Origin of the sequence: Actinophytocola xinjiangensis (assembly GCF_001921215.1) — a bacterium.
GTDB lineage: Bacteria > Actinomycetota > Actinomycetes > Mycobacteriales > Pseudonocardiaceae > Actinophytocola > Actinophytocola xinjiangensis.
Genome location: NZ_MSIF01000001.1, coordinates 1 through 18,929 on the forward strand (window position 1 = coordinate 1; position 18,929 = coordinate 18,929).

Annotated in this window: 15 protein-coding genes and 4 tRNA genes; 10 read left to right on the plus strand and 9 right to left on the minus strand. The window is 68.7% G+C overall.

What is annotated here, in order from left to right:
* Nucleotides 1–3,255, minus strand: a 3,255-nt coding sequence (locus BLA60_RS00005; RefSeq protein WP_154814029.1) for a non-ribosomal peptide synthetase, incomplete at its 3' end; no start/stop codon positions are given.
* Between the two features lie 352 nt (nt 3,256–3,607).
* Between BLA60_RS00005 and BLA60_RS00010 the strand changes: the two genes are divergently transcribed.
* Together BLA60_RS00010 and BLA60_RS00015 are read left to right on the plus strand one after the other, a co-directional pair.
* Nucleotides 3,608–4,354: a 2OG-Fe dioxygenase family protein gene (locus BLA60_RS00010; RefSeq protein WP_075130592.1), complete on the plus strand. Its 747-nt coding sequence runs from the start codon at nt 3,608–3,610 to the stop codon at nt 4,352–4,354.
* Nucleotides 4,351–5,334, plus strand: coding sequence for an aldo/keto reductase (locus tag BLA60_RS00015; protein ID WP_075130593.1), 984 nt, complete (start codon nt 4,351–4,353; stop codon nt 5,332–5,334). The genes BLA60_RS00010 and BLA60_RS00015 overlap by 4 nt, the downstream gene beginning before the upstream one ends.
* A gap of 8 nt (nt 5,335–5,342) precedes the next feature.
* On the opposite strand, the gene BLA60_RS00020 is transcribed toward BLA60_RS00015, so the two are convergent.
* Nucleotides 5,343–7,091, minus strand: coding sequence for a BTAD domain-containing putative transcriptional regulator (locus BLA60_RS00020; protein ID WP_075130594.1), 1,749 nt, complete (start codon nt 7,089–7,091; stop codon nt 5,343–5,345).
* A 789-nt stretch (nt 7,092–7,880) separates the two neighbouring features.
* Between BLA60_RS00020 and BLA60_RS46480 the strand changes: the two genes are divergently transcribed.
* Nucleotides 7,881–8,219 carry a helix-turn-helix domain-containing protein gene (locus BLA60_RS46480; protein WP_075130595.1) on the plus strand — a complete coding sequence of 113 codons (339 nt, stop codon included), beginning with the start codon at nt 7,881–7,883 and terminating at the stop codon, nt 8,217–8,219.
* A gap of 33 nt (nt 8,220–8,252) precedes the next feature.
* Nucleotides 8,253–9,596: a tyrosine-type recombinase/integrase gene (locus BLA60_RS00030; RefSeq protein ID WP_245811765.1), complete on the plus strand. Its 1,344-nt coding sequence runs from the start codon at nt 8,253–8,255 to the stop codon at nt 9,594–9,596.
* 49 nt (nt 9,597–9,645) lie between these two features.
* Here the strand turns inward: BLA60_RS00030 and BLA60_RS00035 are convergent.
* The 6 genes from BLA60_RS00035 to BLA60_RS00060 form a co-directional block, all read right to left on the minus strand.
* Nucleotides 9,646–9,720: transfer RNA gene (locus BLA60_RS00035), tRNA-Val, on the minus strand.
* 1 nt (nt 9,721) lies between these two features.
* A tRNA-Cys gene (locus BLA60_RS00040) sits at nt 9,722–9,793 on the minus strand.
* 81 nt (nt 9,794–9,874) lie between these two features.
* Nucleotides 9,875–9,947, minus strand: a tRNA-Gly gene (locus BLA60_RS00045).
* Between the two features lie 106 nt (nt 9,948–10,053).
* Complete coding sequence (locus tag BLA60_RS00050; RefSeq protein WP_075123646.1) at nt 10,054–10,479, minus strand: SsgA family sporulation/cell division regulator; 426 nt, start codon at nt 10,477–10,479, stop codon at nt 10,054–10,056.
* Between the two features lie 362 nt (nt 10,480–10,841).
* Nucleotides 10,842–10,913, minus strand: a tRNA-Val gene (locus BLA60_RS00055).
* A 237-nt stretch (nt 10,914–11,150) separates the two neighbouring features.
* A complete protein-coding gene (locus BLA60_RS00060; RefSeq protein WP_211288588.1) occupies nt 11,151–12,569 on the minus strand; it encodes an LVIVD repeat-containing protein in 1,419 nt (472 codons plus the stop codon).
* A gap of 158 nt (nt 12,570–12,727) precedes the next feature.
* On the opposite strand from BLA60_RS00060, the gene BLA60_RS00065 reads away from it, so the two are divergent.
* From BLA60_RS00065 to BLA60_RS00075, 3 genes are all read left to right on the plus strand, one after another.
* On the plus strand, nt 12,728–13,384 hold the full coding sequence (locus BLA60_RS00065) for a DUF305 domain-containing protein (RefSeq protein WP_245811766.1): 657 nt from the start codon (nt 12,728–12,730) through the stop codon (nt 13,382–13,384).
* An 86-nt stretch (nt 13,385–13,470) separates the two neighbouring features.
* Nucleotides 13,471–15,495 (plus strand): threonine--tRNA ligase, encoded by a 2,025-nt coding sequence (gene thrS / locus BLA60_RS00070; RefSeq protein WP_075130598.1) that lies wholly within the window; start codon nt 13,471–13,473, stop codon nt 15,493–15,495.
* A 9-nt stretch (nt 15,496–15,504) separates the two neighbouring features.
* Entirely contained in the window at nt 15,505–16,062 is a 558-nt protein-coding gene (locus BLA60_RS00075) for an HIT family protein (RefSeq protein WP_075130599.1), read from the plus strand.
* 72 nt (nt 16,063–16,134) lie between these two features.
* On the opposite strand, the gene BLA60_RS00080 is transcribed toward BLA60_RS00075, so the two are convergent.
* The gene (locus BLA60_RS00080; protein WP_075130600.1) at nt 16,135–16,719 is read right to left on the minus strand and encodes a YceI family protein; all 585 of its coding nucleotides are present in this window, start codon (nt 16,717–16,719) and stop codon (nt 16,135–16,137) included.
* A gap of 84 nt (nt 16,720–16,803) precedes the next feature.
* On the opposite strand from BLA60_RS00080, the gene BLA60_RS00085 reads away from it, so the two are divergent.
* Genes BLA60_RS00085 through BLA60_RS00095 form a run of 3 tightly spaced genes read left to right on the plus strand, consistent with a single transcriptional unit; the run spans nt 16,804 to nt 18,910 of the window.
* Nucleotides 16,804–17,286 (plus strand): MarR family winged helix-turn-helix transcriptional regulator, encoded by a 483-nt coding sequence (locus BLA60_RS00085; RefSeq protein ID WP_075130601.1) that lies wholly within the window; start codon nt 16,804–16,806, stop codon nt 17,284–17,286.
* 59 nt (nt 17,287–17,345) lie between these two features.
* Entirely contained in the window at nt 17,346–17,972 is a 627-nt protein-coding gene (pgsA, locus tag BLA60_RS00090) for a phosphatidylinositol phosphate synthase (protein WP_075130602.1), read from the plus strand.
* Complete coding sequence (locus tag BLA60_RS00095; protein WP_075130603.1) at nt 17,969–18,910, plus strand: phosphatidylinositol mannoside acyltransferase; 942 nt, start codon at nt 17,969–17,971, stop codon at nt 18,908–18,910. The genes pgsA and BLA60_RS00095 overlap by 4 nt, the downstream gene beginning before the upstream one ends.
* The last annotated feature ends 19 nt before the right edge of the window (nt 18,911–18,929 follow it).

An 18,929-nucleotide genomic window follows, 5' to 3' on the forward strand; every position in this document is an offset into this window, starting at 1 on the left:
CTGCTCCAGGAACCACAACCGCGACTGCGCGAACGACAACTCGACCGGACCACCACCGACACGCGGCACCAACGGCATCTCAGCAACCCGGCGCGCCGCGTCGATCACCGCCGACAGACTACCCAACGTCGGCGTCGTGAACAGGTCCCGGACGACCACCTCCGCTCCCAGCACCTCCCGCAGACGCGTGATCAGGCGAATAGCCAGTAGTGAATGCCCGCCCAGGTCGAAGAAGTCGTCGTGTACCCCGACCCGGTCCACCCCCAGAACCTCGCTCCACACCTCGGCGACGGTCTCCTCGACCACCGACCGCGGCGCCGTGTACTCGGTCCGGTGTGGCGCGGTCGTGGCCGGATCCGGTAGCGAGTCCTCGTCGAGCTTGCCGTTGGGGGTCAGGGGAAGCCGGTTCAGCTCGATGAACCGCGATGGCACCAGCTGGCGCGGCAGCTGGGACGCCACCGCCGCACGCAGGGCCTGCTCGTTGACGGTCCGGCCCGGCGCCGCGACGACGTAGGCCACCAGGCGGTCGTCCCGGACGGTGAGGTACGCCTCGGCGACCTCCGGCCGTTCGGTCACCGCCGCCTGGACCTCACCCGGCTCCAGTCGCACCCCGTGGAGCTTGAGCTGCCGGTCGGTGCGGCTCAGGTAGAACAACGTGCCGTCCGACCCCATTCGAACGAGGTCGCCGGTGCGGTACAGCCGCTCACCCGCCGCGCCGTACGGGTCGGCCACGTACCGCTCCGCCGTCAGCCCAGGACGGCCCAGGTAGCCGGCACTCGGCGAAACACACTCGCCGCCCAGGTAGAGCTCACCGGGCACCCCCAACGGGACCTGTCGTCGTAGGTCGTCGAGGACGTGGCAGCGCACTCCGGGAAACGGGCGGCCGATCGGGAGGACCGATGGCAACTGGTCCTCCGGTCCCACAATCCACATCAGCGAGACGATGGCGGTCTCGGTCGGCCCGTAGCCGTTGAACACCGGCACCGGGGCGTACTGGCGCACCCGTCGCACCAGGTCGGGGGGCAGCACCTCGCCCGCGACGAACACCGCGCGCAGCTCCGGCAACTCGGGCGGTTGCTCGGCCAGGTACCTGCCGAGCACCGTGGGCACGGTGTACATCACCGTGACCCGCTCGGCGGCCGCGTACTCGGCCATCCCGCGTAGGTCGAACGTCATGTCCGGCGTGGCGATCACCACCGCGGCGCCGACCGCCAGCGGCCAGAACAGCTGTACCACCGAAATGTCGAACCCCAGCGGGCAGTTGTGCAGCAGCCGGTCGCCCGGCCGCAGCGGCATGACCTGCTGGTGATGGCGGACGACGTTGACCACCCCACGATGCGGCACCTGCACGCCCTTGGGCGTCCCCGTCGATCCCGACGTGTACAGGACGTACGCGACGTCCTCCCAGTGGGCCTTGGGCCGCGTCAGGTCGCCCGGCTCGTGATCGTCGCCGGCCCACCACGCGCCGGGAGCCAGCCGCAGGACGGGACAGGGGAGGGGAGCTGTCGGGGTCTCGGCACAGATCACCAGCACCGATCCGGTGTCCTGCAGCATCAACTCCGTCCTGGCGTCGGGCAGCGACGGATCCACCGGCAGGTAGTGCGCACCGGCGCCGAGCACCGCCAGGGCGGCGACCACGAAGTCGACCGAGCGCTCCAGGCGCACCCCGACCGAGTCACCCGGCCGCACCCCGTGGGCGGCCAGCATGCGCACCAGCCGGTCGACCCGTTCACCCAGCTCGCGATAGCTGACGACCTGGCCGTCACCCACCAGTGCATCGGCGGCCGGAGTTCGCGCGATCTGCGCGAAGACCAGATCGTGCAGCGTGTCCGGCTCGCCGGCCGGTTCCTCCGCCGCGGACAGGCGGCGCAGCTCGGCCTCCTCGCCGTCGACCAGCACGGGCAGGTCGGCCAGCCGGCAGGTCGGCTCCGTCGTTCCCGCCATCAGCACCAGCGCGACACGCCGCAACAACCGGGCCGCCGTGAGCTGGTCCAGCCGGGCGGTGTTGTACACCGCCGCCAGCTCAAGGCTGCCCGACTCCGCCGAGGCGAGGAGGTTGATGCTCTCCCGGCTCGCCTCGTTGTGCAGTTCGATCATCTTGGCCGTGACACCCGGCAGATTCAGCTGCGAGCTGCCGGTCTCGCGCTGGAAACCGACCTGTACCTGGCCGACGACCTCCCGCTCGGCGTCCGACCACAGTTCGCGCACCAGCCGTTCGTACGGCAAATCCGCGTGCCGGAACGCACGCAGCGTCTTGGCCCGGACCTGCTCGAGCAGTTCCTCAAAGGTGAGGTTCTCCGTGCTGTCGGTGCGCAGCACGAGCCGGTTGACGAACAGTCCGATGAGGTTCTCGTACTCCGCGCGGTCCCGGTTCGACGAGACGAACGAGGTCGTGACCGAGGTGGCGCCGGTGAGCCGGTGCAGCACCGCGTGAAGGGCGGTCGCGAGCAGCATGAACATCGACACCCGCTTGCCTCGGGCGAAGGCGTCGAGCCGGGCCGCGTCGTGGGCGGGAACCGTGTGCTCGGCCAGCCCGGCGGCGGGACCGTCGGGCGTGAACGACGGCCCGCTGGCGGGAAGTTCGAGTGGAGCCAGGCCGGTGCCGAGTTCGTCCCGCCAGTAGGCGAGGTCCTCGTCGAGCCGCTCCGCGCTGGTCTCCGCACGTTGCCGGGACGCGTAGCCGACATACCGCTCTGGCAGTTCGGGCAGCTCGACATCCTCCCCGTGTGCGTGACCCCGGTAGAACGCCGTCAGATCGCGGTAGAAGACGCCTGCGGACCACCCGTCCCACACGATGTGGTGCACGGCGAGGAACAGCAGGTTGTCCTCGGGGTCGAGCCCATAGAGCCGGGCGCGCAGCGGCCCCTCAGCCAGATCGAGCCTGCGGCTGACCGAGCCTCGCACGTCCGTCAGCGCGGCGGGGAGGCGCTCGGCGGCCGGCAGTCGAGAGAGGTCCATTGTGGACAGTAGGGGTGGACTGTAGGGTCGCACCTCCTGTACCGGCACGCCGTCGGGGGCGTGCACGACAGTGCGCAGCATCTCGTGTCGGGCGACCACGTCGTCGAGCGCGTGGGCGAGCGCTGTCACGTCGAGCGGACCACGCAGGCGCACCACCACGGGGATCGTGCAGGCCGCCTCGTCCGGACGAAGCTGGTCGGCGAGCCAGATACCCTCCTGCGCGAACGAGAGTGGCTCGGCCGAGCCAGACCGGATGTCGCGAGGTGGACTCGCGTCAGTCCAGGGGCGCACCGTCATGACTTCTCCCCACGGCCAGTCGAATCAGAGTTTCCATCGTGACCGCCACGGGCGTCGCACGTGCGCGCCGGCTATTTCGGGCCCGTGTGGTGGGCCACCCTGGTCATGCCTCCGATCCCGTGGTGAAGCGCGACCGACTACGGGTTCCGTACGGGGCCCGGGGCATCCGCCGGCAACCGCACGGAATCCGCGTCCATCCCCCGTAGTGCGGCAGACCGCACCGCCGCCACAACGCCGTCAGCCAGCCGGATCGGGGCGCCCGGTCCGAGCGACAGGTGATCGGGGACCGTCAGTTCTCCTGCGCAGCATGAGGACGGTCGACCGAACAGCGGCTCACCCCGGAAGGACTGTCATGTCGGACACCGACACCACCCTGAGCGCGCCCGCGCGCGCCGCCGTGGACGCACTGCGCGGCAGCGGCGAGCACCTGGCGCGCTCGCCCGAGCTTTCCGAGATCCTCGGCGTGACCGCGTCCGACTGGACCCGGTTCGCCACGAACTGGGAGGACCTGCGGCTCGACACCTTCATGGCGGACGGCGGCACCTACCGCTACCGGCGCTACGGCCAGTACGAGTACGTCCCCGGCACGGACGAGCTCGTGCTCCTGCCGCACGAGCCGTACCGGCAGGAGAAGTTCTTCAACCACCTCAACGGCGGTGTCGACCGGGTGTACGAGCCGCTGACCGACGCGTTCACCGGGGACTCGCTGCTGCACCGGCTGCTGGCCTCGCTCGGCGACATCTTCACCACGGTCGACGACACCCACCGCTGGCTGATCAAGCTGCACCCGGTGCGGATCATCGCGGGCGAGAAGATCGGGCAGCCCGCCCCGGAAGGCCGCCACCGCGACGGCGTTACGTTCGTCGGGTCGCTGCTGATCGACCGGCTCAACATCACCGGCGGCGAGAGCACCACCTACGACGACCAGCAGAACCTCCTGCGCACCGTCACCCTGTCCGAACCGGGTGACCTGCTCATCGGGGACGATCAGCGCACCTACCACCAGGTTACGCCGATCGAGGCGATTGACCCGGCCCAGCCCGCGCACCGCGACGTCCTGGTGGTCAACTACTCCGCGCTGCCGGGGAGGCTGTCGTGATCACCCACGAACTGGGCCGGCACGGCCTGACCGTGTCGGCCATCGGCCTCGGGTGCATGGGGATGTCGCAGGACTACGGTCCGGCGGACGACGAGGAATCGGTGCGAGTGATCCAGTGCGCGGCGGATCTCGGCGTCACCCTCATCGACACGTCGATGAGCTACGGCGCCGGGCACAACGAGGAACTTGTCGGCCGTGCCGTCGCGGACCGGCGCGACGATGTCGTCCTGGCCACGAAGTTCGGCATCTGGCGGGAGAACCGCGGCGACCCGCCCAGCCTCGACGCCCGTCCCGAGCGGATCCGCGGTTTCTGCGAGGACTCGCTGAAGCGGCTGCGCACCGACCACATCGACCTCTACTACCTGCACCGCGTCGACCCGACGGTGCCGGTTGAGGACAGCGTCGGGGCCATGGCCGAACTGGTGGCCGAGGGCAAAGTGCGCTACCTCGGGTTGTCGGAGAGCAGCACCGACGAGTTGAAGCGGGCCGCGAACACGGCTCCCATCAGCGCGGTTCAGTACGAATGGTCGCTGTTCTGGCGGGAACTCGAGGACGACACGCTCCCGTTGGCGCGCGACCTCGGTATCGGCGTGGTGGGGTTCAGCCCGTTGGGCCGGGGTTACCTCACCGGCAGGCTCAAACTGGACGAACTGGGGGAGGACGACGATCGCCGTCCTGACCAGCGTTTCCACGGCGAGCACTTGGCGGCCAATGACAACGGGCTCGCCCAGCTCAAGAGGATGGCCGCCGAACGGGACATCACACCCGGCCAGCTGGCGCTCGCCTGGCTCCTGGCCCAGGGCGACGATGTCGTGGCCATTCCCGGAACTCGTGACCGGACCAGACTCGCCGAGAACGTAGCGGCGGCGGACGTGTCGCTGTCCACCGCAGACCTCGCGCACCTCGAGGCGGTGGTTCCCCGCTCCGCGTGGTCGGGGGACAGGTTTTCCTACGCCGTCCCCCGGACCTCACGTCGGTAGCCCGGTGATCACGAGGTCTGCTGCCACGGGCTTTCGGCCGACCAGGTTTCCGGCAACTGCCCCGTCCGTAACCCTTCGGCGAGCGAGGACAACGACAACCATGGATCGGTGAGCGCCCGGGCCGCCACCGCCACCAGAACCGCCGGCAACCCCTCGCATCGCTGAAGAATCTTGCGTACGGCGTCCGGTTCGGCCATGGTCCGGGCCGGACCGAGCCTGCGCTGCAACAGCCTCAGCGCGTCCGGATCGGTCAACCGGTCCACGATGATCGGGCGCGCCGCTTCCGCGGCGACCAGCCCCACCAGTGGATCCTGGCTGGTGATCAGCGCTGCGCAACCGCGGGAGCCGGGGAGCAGCGGCCGCACCTGGTCCGCGCTGGTCGCGTTGTCCAGGACCATCAGCACCTGCCTACCGGTGAGCAGGCTGCGCAACAAAGCCGACCGGTCGATGCGGCTGTCCGGCACCTGGCCCGCGCCGACACCCAACGCCAGCAGGAAGCTGTGCAACACGTCGTCAGGAGCGCTCTTGCCGAGTACGGCGTACAACTGCCCATCGGAGAACCGCTTGGCGACCTGGTGTCCCCAGTGCACGGCAAGGCTGGACTTGCCGACGCCCGGCCGGCCCAGGAGCATCGCGATCACTACTGCGGGCTGCGCCAAGCCGTGGTCCAGCAGCGCGGTGAGGTGTTCGATCTCCTGGGTCCGGCCGGTGAAACCGTAGACGTCGGCCGGGAGCTGGGTCGGCACCGGACGGTCCCGGTCGGCTGGTGCCGGCACGGTCGCCGGACCAGGCTGTACCCGCGGCGGAAGGCCACGCAGGATCGCCTGGTGTCGCTCGCGCACCAACGAGCCAGGATCGATGCCGAGCTCGTCGGCGAGTTGCCTGCGCAGGGACTCGAACAGCTCCAGCGCTTCGGCTGGCTGGCCGGAGCCCGCCAGCGCGGTCATCAGCCGGGCATGGGCGGACTCGTCCAGCGCGTTGGACTCGACCAGTCGGTACAGCGGCGTGAGCACCTCCTCATGCCTGCCGGTGCTGGTCGCCGCGTCGGCGTACTCCAGCAGCACCGTCTCCAGTTCGCGCCGCAGCTCCGCCAGTGCGGGGAGTTCCTGCAACCCCGGCAGGTCCACCAACGGGGTGTCCCGGCGCAGCCCGATGGCCTGCCGGTACGCGTTCACCGCGGCGTCGGTCCGACCTGCCTCGTAGTCGCGCCGGGCCGAGCTCACCAGCCGGCGGAACGCCAGCAGGTCGAGTTCGTTGTCCTCCACGTGCAACGCGTAGCCACCGTTCACCGCGACCAGAACCGGCTTCCTCCGTTCTCTGGGCTGGATGCGCCTGCGCAGGCGGGACATGTGCGAGCGGACAAGGCTCACCGTGATGGGCGACCGCTCGCTTCTGGTGGCATCGACCAGACGATCCAGACTGACGGGGACGCCGGGCGAGATCGCGAGCAGCCCGAGGTACGTGCGTTGTCGTTCCGAGCTGAGGTTCACGTGCTCGCCGTCGACCGAGATCGACTGCGACCCGAGCACACAGATGCGAAGGTCCTGAGCCAACACCGGGCCTTGGGAGCCGAGGCGTACCAACTCCCGGGCTTCGACCGGGGACAGCTCTACGGCTTCGGCGATCCGGCGTAGAGTGCTGACTCTCGGGCGCTTGACTCGTCCCTGTTCCAGGTCCCGCAGTCCCGCCACGCTCATGCTGGCGCGGTCGGCCAGCTCACGCTGGGTGAGGCCCGCGTTTCGTCGAAGCTGTTGCACCAGGTCGCACAGTTCTCCGTGTATCCCGTTCAGATACAATCGACCCCCCAAAATGGGTTACTCGAATCGCCAACGACAGACCACGGGTCGAAGAAGATGGACCCGGGATGAGCGAGCTGGGGCGCGGCAGCAGGGCGCGGACTGTCCATCCTCCTCTCCTGGTTTTCCTGCTTACAGCGAAGTGAGCTAGTGAGGTGGCGGCCCGGCTCAACGGGACACCGCCGCTTCCGCGCAGTATAGGACTGAGGGACCCAAATCCGCGTCCGGTAAACACCCCACAGATCCAGGGCGAGCGGCCTCGACACGGTGCGGCCCGGGGTACCCTCGGTGCGTCGTGTCGTCACCGACCTGTTCGGCGAGCGTTCGTCGCGGTCAGGGAACGGGTGTCGCCGCGTGCGCGTTCTCGTACTGACCAAACTGGTCAGATGGCCAGTGCGGGTGTGGCTACGATCGGTTCGGAGAATCCTCGGGGTCCGTGTTCGTGTAGCGCAGGACCACCAGGCTCGGAGACGACATCGAACCCCGGTTCGCGGAACAGGTCCGCCCCGGACGGGACCAGCAGAGTGCCGCCGGCCGGCGCCTCCACCGAGTTCCCGCTGTGGGGTCTGGGTCTACCACCTCGCGGTGCTGAACCTCCAGCATGCTCCAGGGTAAAGCCCGCTCATCGAAACGGCTGACGCGCCGTGAGGCGTGCTGCGTTGAGCCACTCCCCGAATACACAACAGGTTCGGGGGCCGGTTTGACTGACGCCGTTACGAGCGGATCCAGTGACGTGTCCACAGAAGATTCATGGATCCCGCCGTCGATCGACTGTCAACGACAAAGAAGGAGGTTGTGCCTGACGGCCAGTACGACAATCTGATCTGGAGTGTGCAGGAACTAGCTGCCGCGATCCGTGAACTTGTGGCGCGGTCTCCGGTGTCCTCAGAGGAATTACTCACTGCGGAGCAGTTGGCTGAGCTGTTCCGTATGTCGCCGCGTACCCTGCGGGACCTCGCGGCATCCAATCGAATTCCACACCACCGAATCGGAAAACACTACCGATTCGGCCGAGACGATATCGCAGAAATCCTCGAGATGACAAGACAGGTCTCGCGAGCACGTCGTTCCCGACCGGGAGCGGCGTGAACAATGGCTCACACCACGGGAGAGTAGGAGACGATGGCACACGCCGAGAACAGAGGTGACGGATGGCGGGCGCGATACAAACGCCCCGATGGGACCTGGGGGAGCCAGTCCGGTTTCACCTCGGAGACCGCGGCGACGAACTGGGGCAACGATCAGGAGTCGCTGGTCCGGCGCAACACGTGGATAGACCCTCGGGACGCCGAGACGCTGTTCGGTGTCTTCGCGGAGGAGTATCTGAGCGCGATCTGTGCTCGCCTCGGCGAGGGGACGGCTGCCAAGTACCGGTCGCATCTGGACAGCCAGTTGCTGCCGCAGTGGTCGGACTGGCCGATGATCGGGATCTTCAACAGTTACATCGAGATCGAGAAGTGGGTGTCCGAACTCCACGAGGAGTATGCCGAGTCGACCGTGTCGTCGGTCTTCGCGACCTTCTCGACCTTTCTCAACGCCGCGGTGCGCGCGCGGATCATCCCCGCGAGTCCCTGTAGCGGTATCCGGGTCACCTCGGGTGAGTACGCGCCTGAGCGCCTCGTGGCGTCGCCGGTGCAGGCGCTGCGGGCGGCGATGCGGCTCTACGAGTCCGGGCTGGGTCTGGGTGGGTTCACGCTCTGTCTGGCCGACTTCTACACCGGCGGGCGCTGGGGGGAGTTGGCCGGGCAACAGAGCCACGAGTACGACGCCCAGAAGAAGGCGATCAGCATCCGGTCGCCGCTGAAGGAGGTGGGCGGGGTACTCAAGAAGCACGGCACGGCGGTCACCGAGACCTGTGCTGTGGTGCCCGCCCCGTCGGTGCGGAGACGTCGAGGTGCGGCGGCACGGAAGGGCCGGACCAAGACCCCTGCGGGTACCCGATGGGTGGAGTTGCCACCGAGTATCGCGGCGTTCTACGAGTTGCTGCTGGACAGCCACATCCACCCGTTTGTCTTCGCCACACCGGAGGGGCGTCCGTGGCGGCGGTCGAATTTCCGGCAGCGGTACTGGCGGCCGGCCTGGGACGGCATCCACGCGGACGATCCGTGTGCCGATGATCACATGCCCGCGATCCTGCCCTGGTTCACCTTCCACGAAGGCCGCCACAGCCATGCCACCTGGCTGACCGAGGACGGTGTCCCTGAGGTCGCGCGTCGGGCGCGGCTGGGGCAGAAGATGAAGGGCGTCGCCCGGATCTACGACCATGTGACCGACGTCATGCGCAAGCAGATCCTGGACGCCCTGGAAGCGCGGTGGGACGCCAGCCTGCTCGCGCTCACCGCTACGGAACGTGCTCGCCTGACAGGCTGGTTCCCCCATCTCGAACCGGTGATCACGAGGCTCATGATCGAGAACGGGGACGGTAAAAAAGATACCGTCTCCCATTCGTCTCCCACGCAAGACTGAAGCCCCGCTCCTCACGAGGAGGAACGAGGCTTCTACCAGCGCTGATGTCTGGTGGGCGATACTGGGATTGAACCAGTGACCCCTACCGTGTCAAGGTAGTGCTCTCCCACTGAGCTAATCGCCCGAGGCGGAGGCGGGAATCGAACCCGCGTACAGGGCTTTGCAGGCCCTTGCCTAAGCCACTCGGCCACTCCGCCGGCTGCCCGAGCGTATCCCGGGCGGACCAGGCTCGGACCGAGGGGCCAGGATTCGGTCCTGGGAAGACCGACCCCTCTTCGAGCGGACGACGGGACTCGAACCCGCGACCCTCACCTTGGCAAGGTGATGCGCTACCAGCTGCGCTACGTCCGCGAAAACCCCACGCCGGCCAGGAAGTTCCCGTCCCCCGTGGTGTGAGCGAAACTCTAGCCGACCCCCCGGAACCCCCTCGCACGGGGGTTCCCCTTTTCCGAAACGCTCAGGTCAGGTCGGTGGAGATCAAGTGTGTGAGCGCCTCGTCGACGTCCACCCACAGGTGCTCGTTGCCGGGCACCACGACGTCGTACGTGCGGTCGAGGAAGTCGGCGAGCTCCTGGGCAGAGGCCTCGAACACCGCATGCCCCGACGGCGAGCTCAGCTCGATCACGACGACCTCGGGATCGTCGACCGCCGGGCGGATGCGCACGTCGCCGTTGCCGGCTTCGGCGATCAGGCCGTCGGCCAGGAGGTCCCTGGCGAACACCCACTCCACCCAACCGGCGCGGCCGGTGCGGAAGGCCGCGACAACCGCGTACGGATCGCGGGTGTCGTAGCGCAGCTCGACCTTCACCGGCACCGCGGGCGTCCGCGGAGCCAGAAGGTCGAACACCGCCGTTGAGCGGAGCGTGACGTGGTCGTTGCGCATCGTCGCTACCCTTCTCTCCCTTCCCAGTCGTTGAACGACTGAGTCCCTTCCCTGTGACGGTTGGGAGACCCCTTTCGGTCAACGGCACCGCATACTTCACCCAAACGGGTCAGCGCTTCGGTACCCTGTGTCCAGGAGACGACACTCCGTGAACCTACCCCTGGCCTCTCCCATCCTGGCAAGAGGACGTCGGCTCGCGGTAGCGTCGTAGCCCGAATGTTGTTCGAGGCGCCTCCGGCAACTTACCCCAGGTCTTGCCCGATGAGCCCGTACCGACCCCGAATTCGGCGGACAGAGGTGGCGCGGAACACGCGAAAGGCCCCCATGCACCCGGTACTACCAGGCATTATGGGGGCCTTGCGTGGGCGATACTGGGATCGAACCAGTGACCTTTCCGGTGTGAGCGGAACGCTCTCCCGCTGAGCTAATCGCCCGTGGTGATCGAGATGGAACTGTACCGGACGCATTTCGGCCCGCTTGTCGGGGGGCCGGTTGTGTCTCGCGCTGGGCATTCGTCGGGTCACCGTCGGAGGTCGGGGCCTCTGTGGACGGCACGGTTCACCCGAACGGACCAGTGGCACTGCGGAGTGTTGTGGATCGTCACTGTTCGTGGCCAATGAGAGCGGGCCCCGTCGGCGACGCCGACGGGGCCCGGTTCCCACGTGCTGGGATCAGCGGCCGTAGCGGCCCTGGGTCTGCACGTTCAGCTCGTCCATCTTCACGCCCTTGGCCTTGTTCGTCCGGGGATCGTTGATCTCCAGGACGTCCAGGCCCTTACCGAGGTCGGACGAGTAGATGTAGCCGTTGTAGTAGTACGCCGACCAGCTGCCGCCGCCCTCGGCCGGGTCCGCGGCCGGGCCGCGCTCCCAGAAGCCGATGCGCTTCGGGTTCGACGAGTCGGTGAAGTCCCACACCTGCACGCCGCCCATGTACCAGGACTGGACCATGATGTCCTTGCCCTTGACCGGGATCAGCGAGCCGTTGTGCGCGACGCAGTTCTCGTCGTCGGTCTGGTAGCGGTCGATCTTGAAGTAGCTCTTGAAGTTGAGCTTGCGGTTGTCGCCGCGGCCGGAGATGTCGTAGATGCCGTCGGCACCGCGCTCGTCACCGATCTCGGCGTTGCAGGTCGCCGCGCCGCCGCCACCGAGCTCGTCGGTGAAGATCACCTTCGTGCCGGCGTTGTTGAACGTGGCGGAGTGCCAGAACGCGAAGTGCTCGTCGTCCTGGACCCGGTCGATCTCGCGGGGGGCGGTCCGGTCGGAGATGTCCCAGAGCACACCGTCACCCATGCAGGCGCCGGCGGCCAGGTCCTTCTCCGCGTAGACCGTGATGTCGTGGCAGCCGGTGGTGGCCGACGTCCCGTTCGGCCACGGGTTGCCGTCACCGGGGTTGCCGCCGTCCGGGAACAGGTTCGGCTCGGCGACGATCCTGGCCTGGGTCGGGTGCCGCAGCGGGACCTCGATGATCGAGATCTTGTCGTGCGGCGGCTGGCAGTTGGACAGGCTCGCCGACGGGCTGTAGGACGAGACGTACAGGTAGACGCTGCGCCCCTTCTTGTCCGGCACCAGCGTGTGGGTGTGGGACCCGCAGTCGGTCGCCACCGCCTTGATGTAGCGCGGCGAGGACTTGTCGCTGATGTCGAAGATCTTCATGCCCTCCCAGTACGGCTTCGTGCCGTCGTTCTGGGAGGTGGAGTTGCAGGAGTCGTCGCTGCGCCGCGAGTCGGTCGAGACGAACAACAGGTTGCCGGTGACCGAGATGTCGTTCTGGGAGCCGGGGCAGAGCACCTGGCTGACGATCTTGGTCTTCTTCGGGTTCTTGATGTCGTAGATCGTGAAGCCGAGGTAGTTGCCGACGAACGCGTACCGTCCCTGGAACGCGATGTCGGTGCCGGTGCCGCCGACCAGCGGCGCCGTCGGTGGCAGGTGCGCCACCTGCTTCATGTTCGAGCTGCTGACGATCTCGTCGGGCGCGGGGAACTCCTGGGCCGCCACCGAGGGGACTCCCGCCACCATGGCGGTGGCCGTCACGGCCGCCCCGGCAGCCACGGCTAACGCGCGTCTCCGCCACCCGCGCAGGGTCGATCTCACCACACTTACCCCTTCCGGTCTGCTGAAAGACCACATTATGACCGGGATGGTGAGGAATAAACTAGCTCCATTTGACTGGGCTTCGGCAGATCGGAACACGATTACCCATGACTCGGACATGCCGGACGGTTGGTACGGATCCGACGATACGACCACGGGTGTTCCCGCTGGTCGGAGCGCTGTTACTGGTGGCCGTCGCGGCCATCGGGTGCACCCAGCAGGAGGATGACCCGCCCGTGCCGGCCAACTCGGCCCCGGTGATCGTTCCCGGCAAGCCCGGCGCCGAGGCCAGCACGATCGCGCCCGGGGAGGCCACCACCGCCTACGAGCAGGAGCCCCCCAACGAGGCCGACGTGACGTTCGTGCGGAACATGATCGTCCACCACGCCCAGGCCGTCGAGATGGCCCGGCTGGCCCCCGAACGCGCCGCCGCCAAGGACGTCAAGGGCATCGCCGACCGCATCGGCGACACCCAGCAGCCCGAGATCGACATGCTCAACCGCTGGCTCACCCAGTTCGACCAGCCGACCGTCGACCCCAGCGCGCCCGCCCACGGCGGCCACGGCGGTCACGGGAGCGCCGAACCGATGGCCGGCATGGCCACCCCCGAACAGCTCGCGGCCCTGCGCGCGGCCAGCGGCAAGCAGTTCGACACCCTCTTCCTCCAGATGATGATCACCCACCACGAGGGCGCGCTGGCCATGGTCGAACAGGTCCGCACCACCGGCGCGGACGTGCGGGTGCAGGAGATCGCCGACGACGTCGCGGTCACCCAGACCGACGAGATCCACCGCATGCGCGGGATGATGCTCTGACCACACCGGAAACCCGCAGGCCAACCCCCGGCCCGGCTCGATAGCATCAACGCCCTACCGATGTCGAGCCCTCCCGAGGAGTAGCCGTGTCCCAGTCACGCCCACCAGTCGCCGATCCCACGCCGCGCGTGGTGGTGCCGGCGGGCACTACGGCGGGGGCCGCGGTCCGGGAGGCCGGCCTGCCCGGTAAGGGAGCGGACGCCGTCGTGGTGGTCCGCGACGCCGAAGGCCAGCTGCGCGACCTGTCCTGGACCCCGTCGGCCGACGCCGCCGTCGAGCCGGTCGCCGCCAACACCCCCGACGGCCGCGCGGTCATCCGGCACTCGTGCGCGCACGTGCTGGCCCAGGCCGTGCAGCAGCAGTTCCCGGAGGCCAAGCTGGGCATCGGCCCGCCGGTGCGTGACGGCTTCTACTACGACTTCGACGTCGAGCGGCCGTTCACCCCGGAGGACCTGCGGGCCCTCGAGAAGCGGATGAAGCAGATCATCAAATCCTCCCAGCGCTTCTCCCGGCGCGTGCTGGACTCGGTGGAGGCCGCGAAGGCCGAGCTCAAGGACGAGCCGTTCAAGCTGGAGCTGGTCGACCTCAAGTCCGACGTCGACACCGACGAGGTGATGGAGGTCGGGGGCGGCGAGCTGACCGTCTACGACAACCTCGACCCGCGCAGCGGCGACCGGATCTGGGGCGACCTGTGCCGGGGCCCGCACCTGCCTACCACCAAGCACATCCCGGCGTTCGCGCTGACCAGGGTCGCCGCGGCGTACTGGCGGGGCAGCGAGCAGAACCCGCAGCTGCAGCGGATCTACGGCACCGCGTGGGAGTCCCAGGAGGAGCTGGACGCCTACAGCGAGCGGGTCGCCGAGGCCGAGCGGCGTGACCACCGCAAGCTCGGTGCCGAGCTCGACCTGTTCTCCTTCCCCGACGAGCTGGGCTCGGGGCTGCCGGTGTTCCACCCCAAGGGCGGGATCATCCGCCGAGAGATGGAGAACTACTCGCGTCGCCGCCACGAGGAGTCCGGCTACGACTTCGTGAACACCCCGCACATCACCAAGGGCGGGCTGTTCCACACCTCGGGCCACCTCCCGTACTACGCGGAGACGATGTTCCCGCCGCTGTCGTTCGAGGGCGAGGACTACTACCTCAAGGCCATGAACTGCCCGATGCACCACCTGATCTTCCGGTCGCGCGGGCGGTCCTACCGGGAGCTGCCGCTGCGGCTGTTCGAGTTCGGCGCGGTGTACCGCTACGAGAAGTCCGGTGTGGTCCACGGCCTGACCAGGGCGCGCGGGTTCACCATGGACGACTCGCACATCTACTGCACCCAGGAGCAGGCGCCGGGGGAGCTGCGGTCGCTGCTGGCGTTCGTGCTCGACCTGCTGTCCGACTACGGACTGTCCGACTTCTACCTGGAGCTGTCGACGCGGGGTGACACCGGCAAGTTCATCGGCTCGGACGAGGAGTGGGCCGAGGCGACCGAGACGCTGCGGCAGGCGGCCGTGGACTCCGGTCTGGAGCTGGTGCCCGACCCGGGCGGCGCCGCGTACTACGGGCCGAAGATCTCCGTGCAGGCCAAGGACGCGATCGGCCGGTCGTGGCAGATGTCGACCATCCAGGTCGACTTCAACCACCCGAAGCGCTTCGGCCTGCAGTACACCGCCGCCGACGGTTCACGCCAGCAGCCGGTGGTGCTGCACCGGGCGCTGTTCGGGTCGATCGAGCGGTTCTTCGGTGTGCTGACCGAGCACTACGCGGGGGCGTTCCCGGCGTGGCTGGCGCCGGTGCAGGTGGTGGGCATCCCGATCGCCGACGAGCACGTCGAGCACCTGGAGCAGGTGGCGAAGGCGTTGCGGGAGCGTCGGGTCCGGGTCGAGGTGGACACCTCCGACGACCGGATGCAGAAGAAGATCCGCAACCACACCACCCAGAAGGTCCCGTTCATGCTGCTGGCCGGCGGCAAGGACGTGGAGGCGGGCGCGGTGTCGTTCCGCTTCCGGGACGGCTCCCAGATCAACGGGGTGCCGGTGGACCGGGCCGTCGAGCTGATCACCGAGTGGATCGCCGGCCGGGAGAACACCTCGCCGTCGGCCGAGAGCGTGCGGGTCGAACACTAGGATCGGCTCATGAGCAGCGATCCGTCGGAGCTGGTGTCGCAGGAGGGTGTCGGCGAGCCCGACGCCCTCCAACGGCTGTGGACGCCGCACCGGATGGCCTACATCAAGGGCCAGCACAAGCCGGTGGGCGACGACGCCGACGGGTGTCCGTTCTGCCGGCTGGTGGCCCTCGACGACGCGGACGCGTTGATCGTGGCGCGTGGTGAGCTGGTGTACGGGGTGCTCAACCTGTACCCGTACAACCCGGGGCACCTGATGGTCGTGCCGTACCGGCACGTCGCCGACTACCCGGACCTGACGGTGGCGGAGACGGCCGAGTTGGCCGGGTTCACCCAGCGGGCGATGGCGGTGGCGCGGTCGGTGTCGGCGCCGCACGGGTTCAACATCGGCATGAACCAGGGGGTGGTGGCCGGTGCGGGGATCGCCGCGCACCTGCACCAGCACCTGGTCCCGCGGTGGGGTGGGGACTCGAACTTCATGCCGGTGATCGGGCACACGAAGGTGCTGCCTCAGCTGCTGGCCGAGACCAGGGCGCTGCTGGCGAAGGCCTGGGCCGAGCTCCCCTGAGAGTGTCCCCGGGATGCCACACGGCGCCTCCCGCTCTGGTCGGAAGGCGCCGTGCCGGGGGAGGGCGGGGAGTCAGGACCCGGAGGTCTCGGTGTTCTCCGGCTGCCGGAGGACCGACTCGACCTCGATCTGGATGTCGATCTTGTCGCCGACGACCGCGAGGCCGTTCTGCACGCCCTCGAAGTTGACGTTGAAGTCCTTGCGGTTGATCTGGGCGGTGGCGCTGAACCCGGCGCGGGTGCCGCCCCACGGGTCGGCGCTGAAGCCGTTGAGCTCGAAGGTCAGCGGTACGACCTTGGTCACGCCCTTGAGTGACAGCTCGCCGTCGAGGACGAAGTTCTCGCCGTCCTGGCGGGCGCCCGAGGCCTTGTAGGTCATCTCGGGGTACGTCTCGACCTCGAAGAAGTCCGGTGAGCGCAGGTGCTCGTCGCGGGTGTCGTTGTGCGTGCTGATCGAGGCCAGGCCGATGGTGATGTCGACCGACGAGTCGAGCGGGTTGTCGGTGGTGACGATGGTGCCTTTGACGTCCGAGAACTTGCCACGAACCTTGGTCACCACCAGGTGGCGGACGACGAAGCCCACGTCGGTGTGCGCCGGGTCGATGTCCCAGGTCCCCGTGACGTAACCGGGTGGGATCTCGACGGTGGTGCTGGACATGTTGTGGTTCCCTCCGAGGTAGTTGAGCGATCAACCGAGAGCCTACACGTGCGTGATTGAGAGTTCAACAAGTACACTGGTGGCATGTCGGAGACCCGGTGGCTGAGCGCCTGTGAGCAGGAGATCTGGCGTGCTTTCATGTCGGCTGTCGACGGTCTCACCGACCAGTTCGCCCGGCAACTCCAACGCGACGCCAACATGCCCTACACCTACTACGAGATCCTGGTCGCGCTGTCCGAGGCGCCCGACCGCACACTGCGGATGAGCGAACTCGCCGGTGCGCGGGGCTCCTCGCGCAGCCGGCTCTCGCACGCCGTCTCGCGCCTGGAGGAAGCCGGCTGGGTCCGCCGGCAGAACTGCCCCACCGACAAGCGCGGCTCGTTCGCCGTGCTCACCGACGAGGGCTTCGCCGCACTCGCGGCCGCCGCCCCCGGACACGTCACCGAGGTCCGGCAGCGGCTGTTCGACGTGCTCACCCCCGAGCAGATCGCCCAGCTCGGGGACATCAGCCGGGCCATCATGCGCGGTCTCGGCACGCCGACCCAGCCACCCTGCCCTGAGCGGTAGGCCGGGCCGTTAGGCTGCGGGTGCCCCAGCCAGCGCAGAGCAAAGGGCTCGCCCGACCCATGTTGAACATCTTCGCCAGAGCCTCGGTCTCCCGCGTCACCGATCCGATCGGGGTCGTGCTGGTCCGCCTCGGCGTCACGCCCAACGCGATGACCCTGTTCGGCACCGCGGGCGCGATCGGGTTCTCCCTGTGGCTGTTCCCGACCGGGCACCTGCTGGCCGGCACCTTCGTGGTGTGGGGCTTCATGATGCTCGACCTGCTCGACGGGGCGATCGCGCGGGCACGGGGCGGCGGCACACCGTTCGGCGGGGTGCTGGACTCCACCTGCGACCGGCTGGCCGACGGCGCGCTGCTCGCGGCCATCGCCTGGTACGCGTTCGTGGTCGCGCAGAGCCGCTGGCTGGCGGCGGCCGCCCTGATCTGCCTGGTCCTGGGCCAGGTCGTGTCCTACGTCAAGGCCAGGGCCGAGGCGGCCGGGCTCTCCGCCGACGTCGGGCTGGTCGAACGCGCGGAGCGGTTGATCATCGCGCTGGTCGGCACCGGGCTGACCGGCCTGGGCGTGCCCTACGCCGTGGACGTCGCACTGTGGCTGCTGGTCGCCGGCTCGGTGATCACGATCGGCCAGCGGATCGTCGCGGTCCGGCGTTCGGCGGACGCGCTCTCGACCTCGGAGGCAGGCGAATGAGTGAGCGAGTGAGCCCGGGACAGCGGCTGGCCGACCTCGGTTACGCGGCCGGCTGGCGGCTGGTGCGCGGACTGCCCGAACCGCTCGCGCGCGCCGCGTTCCGCGCCGGCGCCGACCTGGCGACCCGCCGGGGCCGCGCCGGAGTCGCGCAGCTGCGGCGCAACTACGCCAGGGTCGTCCCCCAGGCCGGGCCGGGGGAGCTCGACGAGCTGGTCCGCGACGGCGTGCGCTCCTACGCCAGATACTGGATGGAGACCTTCCGGCTGCCCGGCATGGACCGGCACGCGGTCTTCGAGCGGGTCGACGAGACGGTCGTCGGCTGGCCGCTGATCCAGGCGGCGCTGGACCGGGGCAAGGGCCTGGTCGTCGCGCTGCCGCACACCGGCAACTACGACGTGTCCGGCATCTGGCTGGCCACCCGCGCCGGCGGATTCACCACCGTCGCGGAACGACTGCGCCCGGAGTCGCTCTACCAGCGCTTCCTGGAGTACCGCGAGTCGCTCGGGTTCGAGATCCTGCCGGCCTCCGGTGAGGACGTCGGGCCCTACCGGCTGCTGATGGAACGGTTGCGGCAGAACCGGATCGTGTGCCTGCCGGCCGACCGCGACCTGTCCCGCCGGGGCATCCCGGTCACCTTCTTCGGCGCGCGGACCAGGATGCCGGCCGGCCCGGCGCGGCTGGCAGCGGTCACCGGCGCGCAGCTGCTGATCGTGGACAACGCGTTCACCGACGACGGCTGGGGCCTGCGGTTCCACACGCCGATCACCGTGCACGGCCGCGACGACATCGCGCCGGCCACCCAGCGGATGGCCGACGCGTTCGCCGCCGACATCGCCGCGCACCCCGCCGACTGGCACATGATGCAGAAGCTGTGGATCGAGGACCTGTCCGAACAGCGTCAGCAGTCGCTGGCCGGTGAGGTCACGGAGTCGACATGACGGTCGACCCGAGGATCGG

Coding starts and splice junctions, on each gene's coding strand:
- BLA60_RS00010 (WP_075130592.1), top strand. CDS start 3,608: ATGTCGGACACCGACACCACCCTGAGCGCGCCCGCGCGCGCCGCCGTG.
- BLA60_RS46480 (WP_075130595.1), top strand. CDS start 7,881: ATGGATCCCGCCGTCGATCGACTGTCAACGACAAAGAAGGAGGTTGTG.
- BLA60_RS00030 (WP_245811765.1), top strand. CDS start 8,253: ATGGCACACGCCGAGAACAGAGGTGACGGATGGCGGGCGCGATACAAA.
- BLA60_RS00050 (WP_075123646.1), bottom strand. CDS start 10,479: ATGCGCAACGACCACGTCACGCTCCGCTCAACGGCGGTGTTCGACCTT.
- BLA60_RS00075 (WP_075130599.1), top strand. CDS start 15,505: ATGAGCAGCGATCCGTCGGAGCTGGTGTCGCAGGAGGGTGTCGGCGAG.
- BLA60_RS00080 (WP_075130600.1), bottom strand. CDS start 16,719: ATGTCCAGCACCACCGTCGAGATCCCACCCGGTTACGTCACGGGGACC.
- BLA60_RS00085 (WP_075130601.1), top strand. CDS start 16,804: ATGTCGGAGACCCGGTGGCTGAGCGCCTGTGAGCAGGAGATCTGGCGT.
- pgsA (WP_075130602.1), top strand. CDS start 17,346: ATGTTGAACATCTTCGCCAGAGCCTCGGTCTCCCGCGTCACCGATCCG.
- BLA60_RS00095 (WP_075130603.1), top strand. CDS start 17,969: ATGAGTGAGCGAGTGAGCCCGGGACAGCGGCTGGCCGACCTCGGTTAC.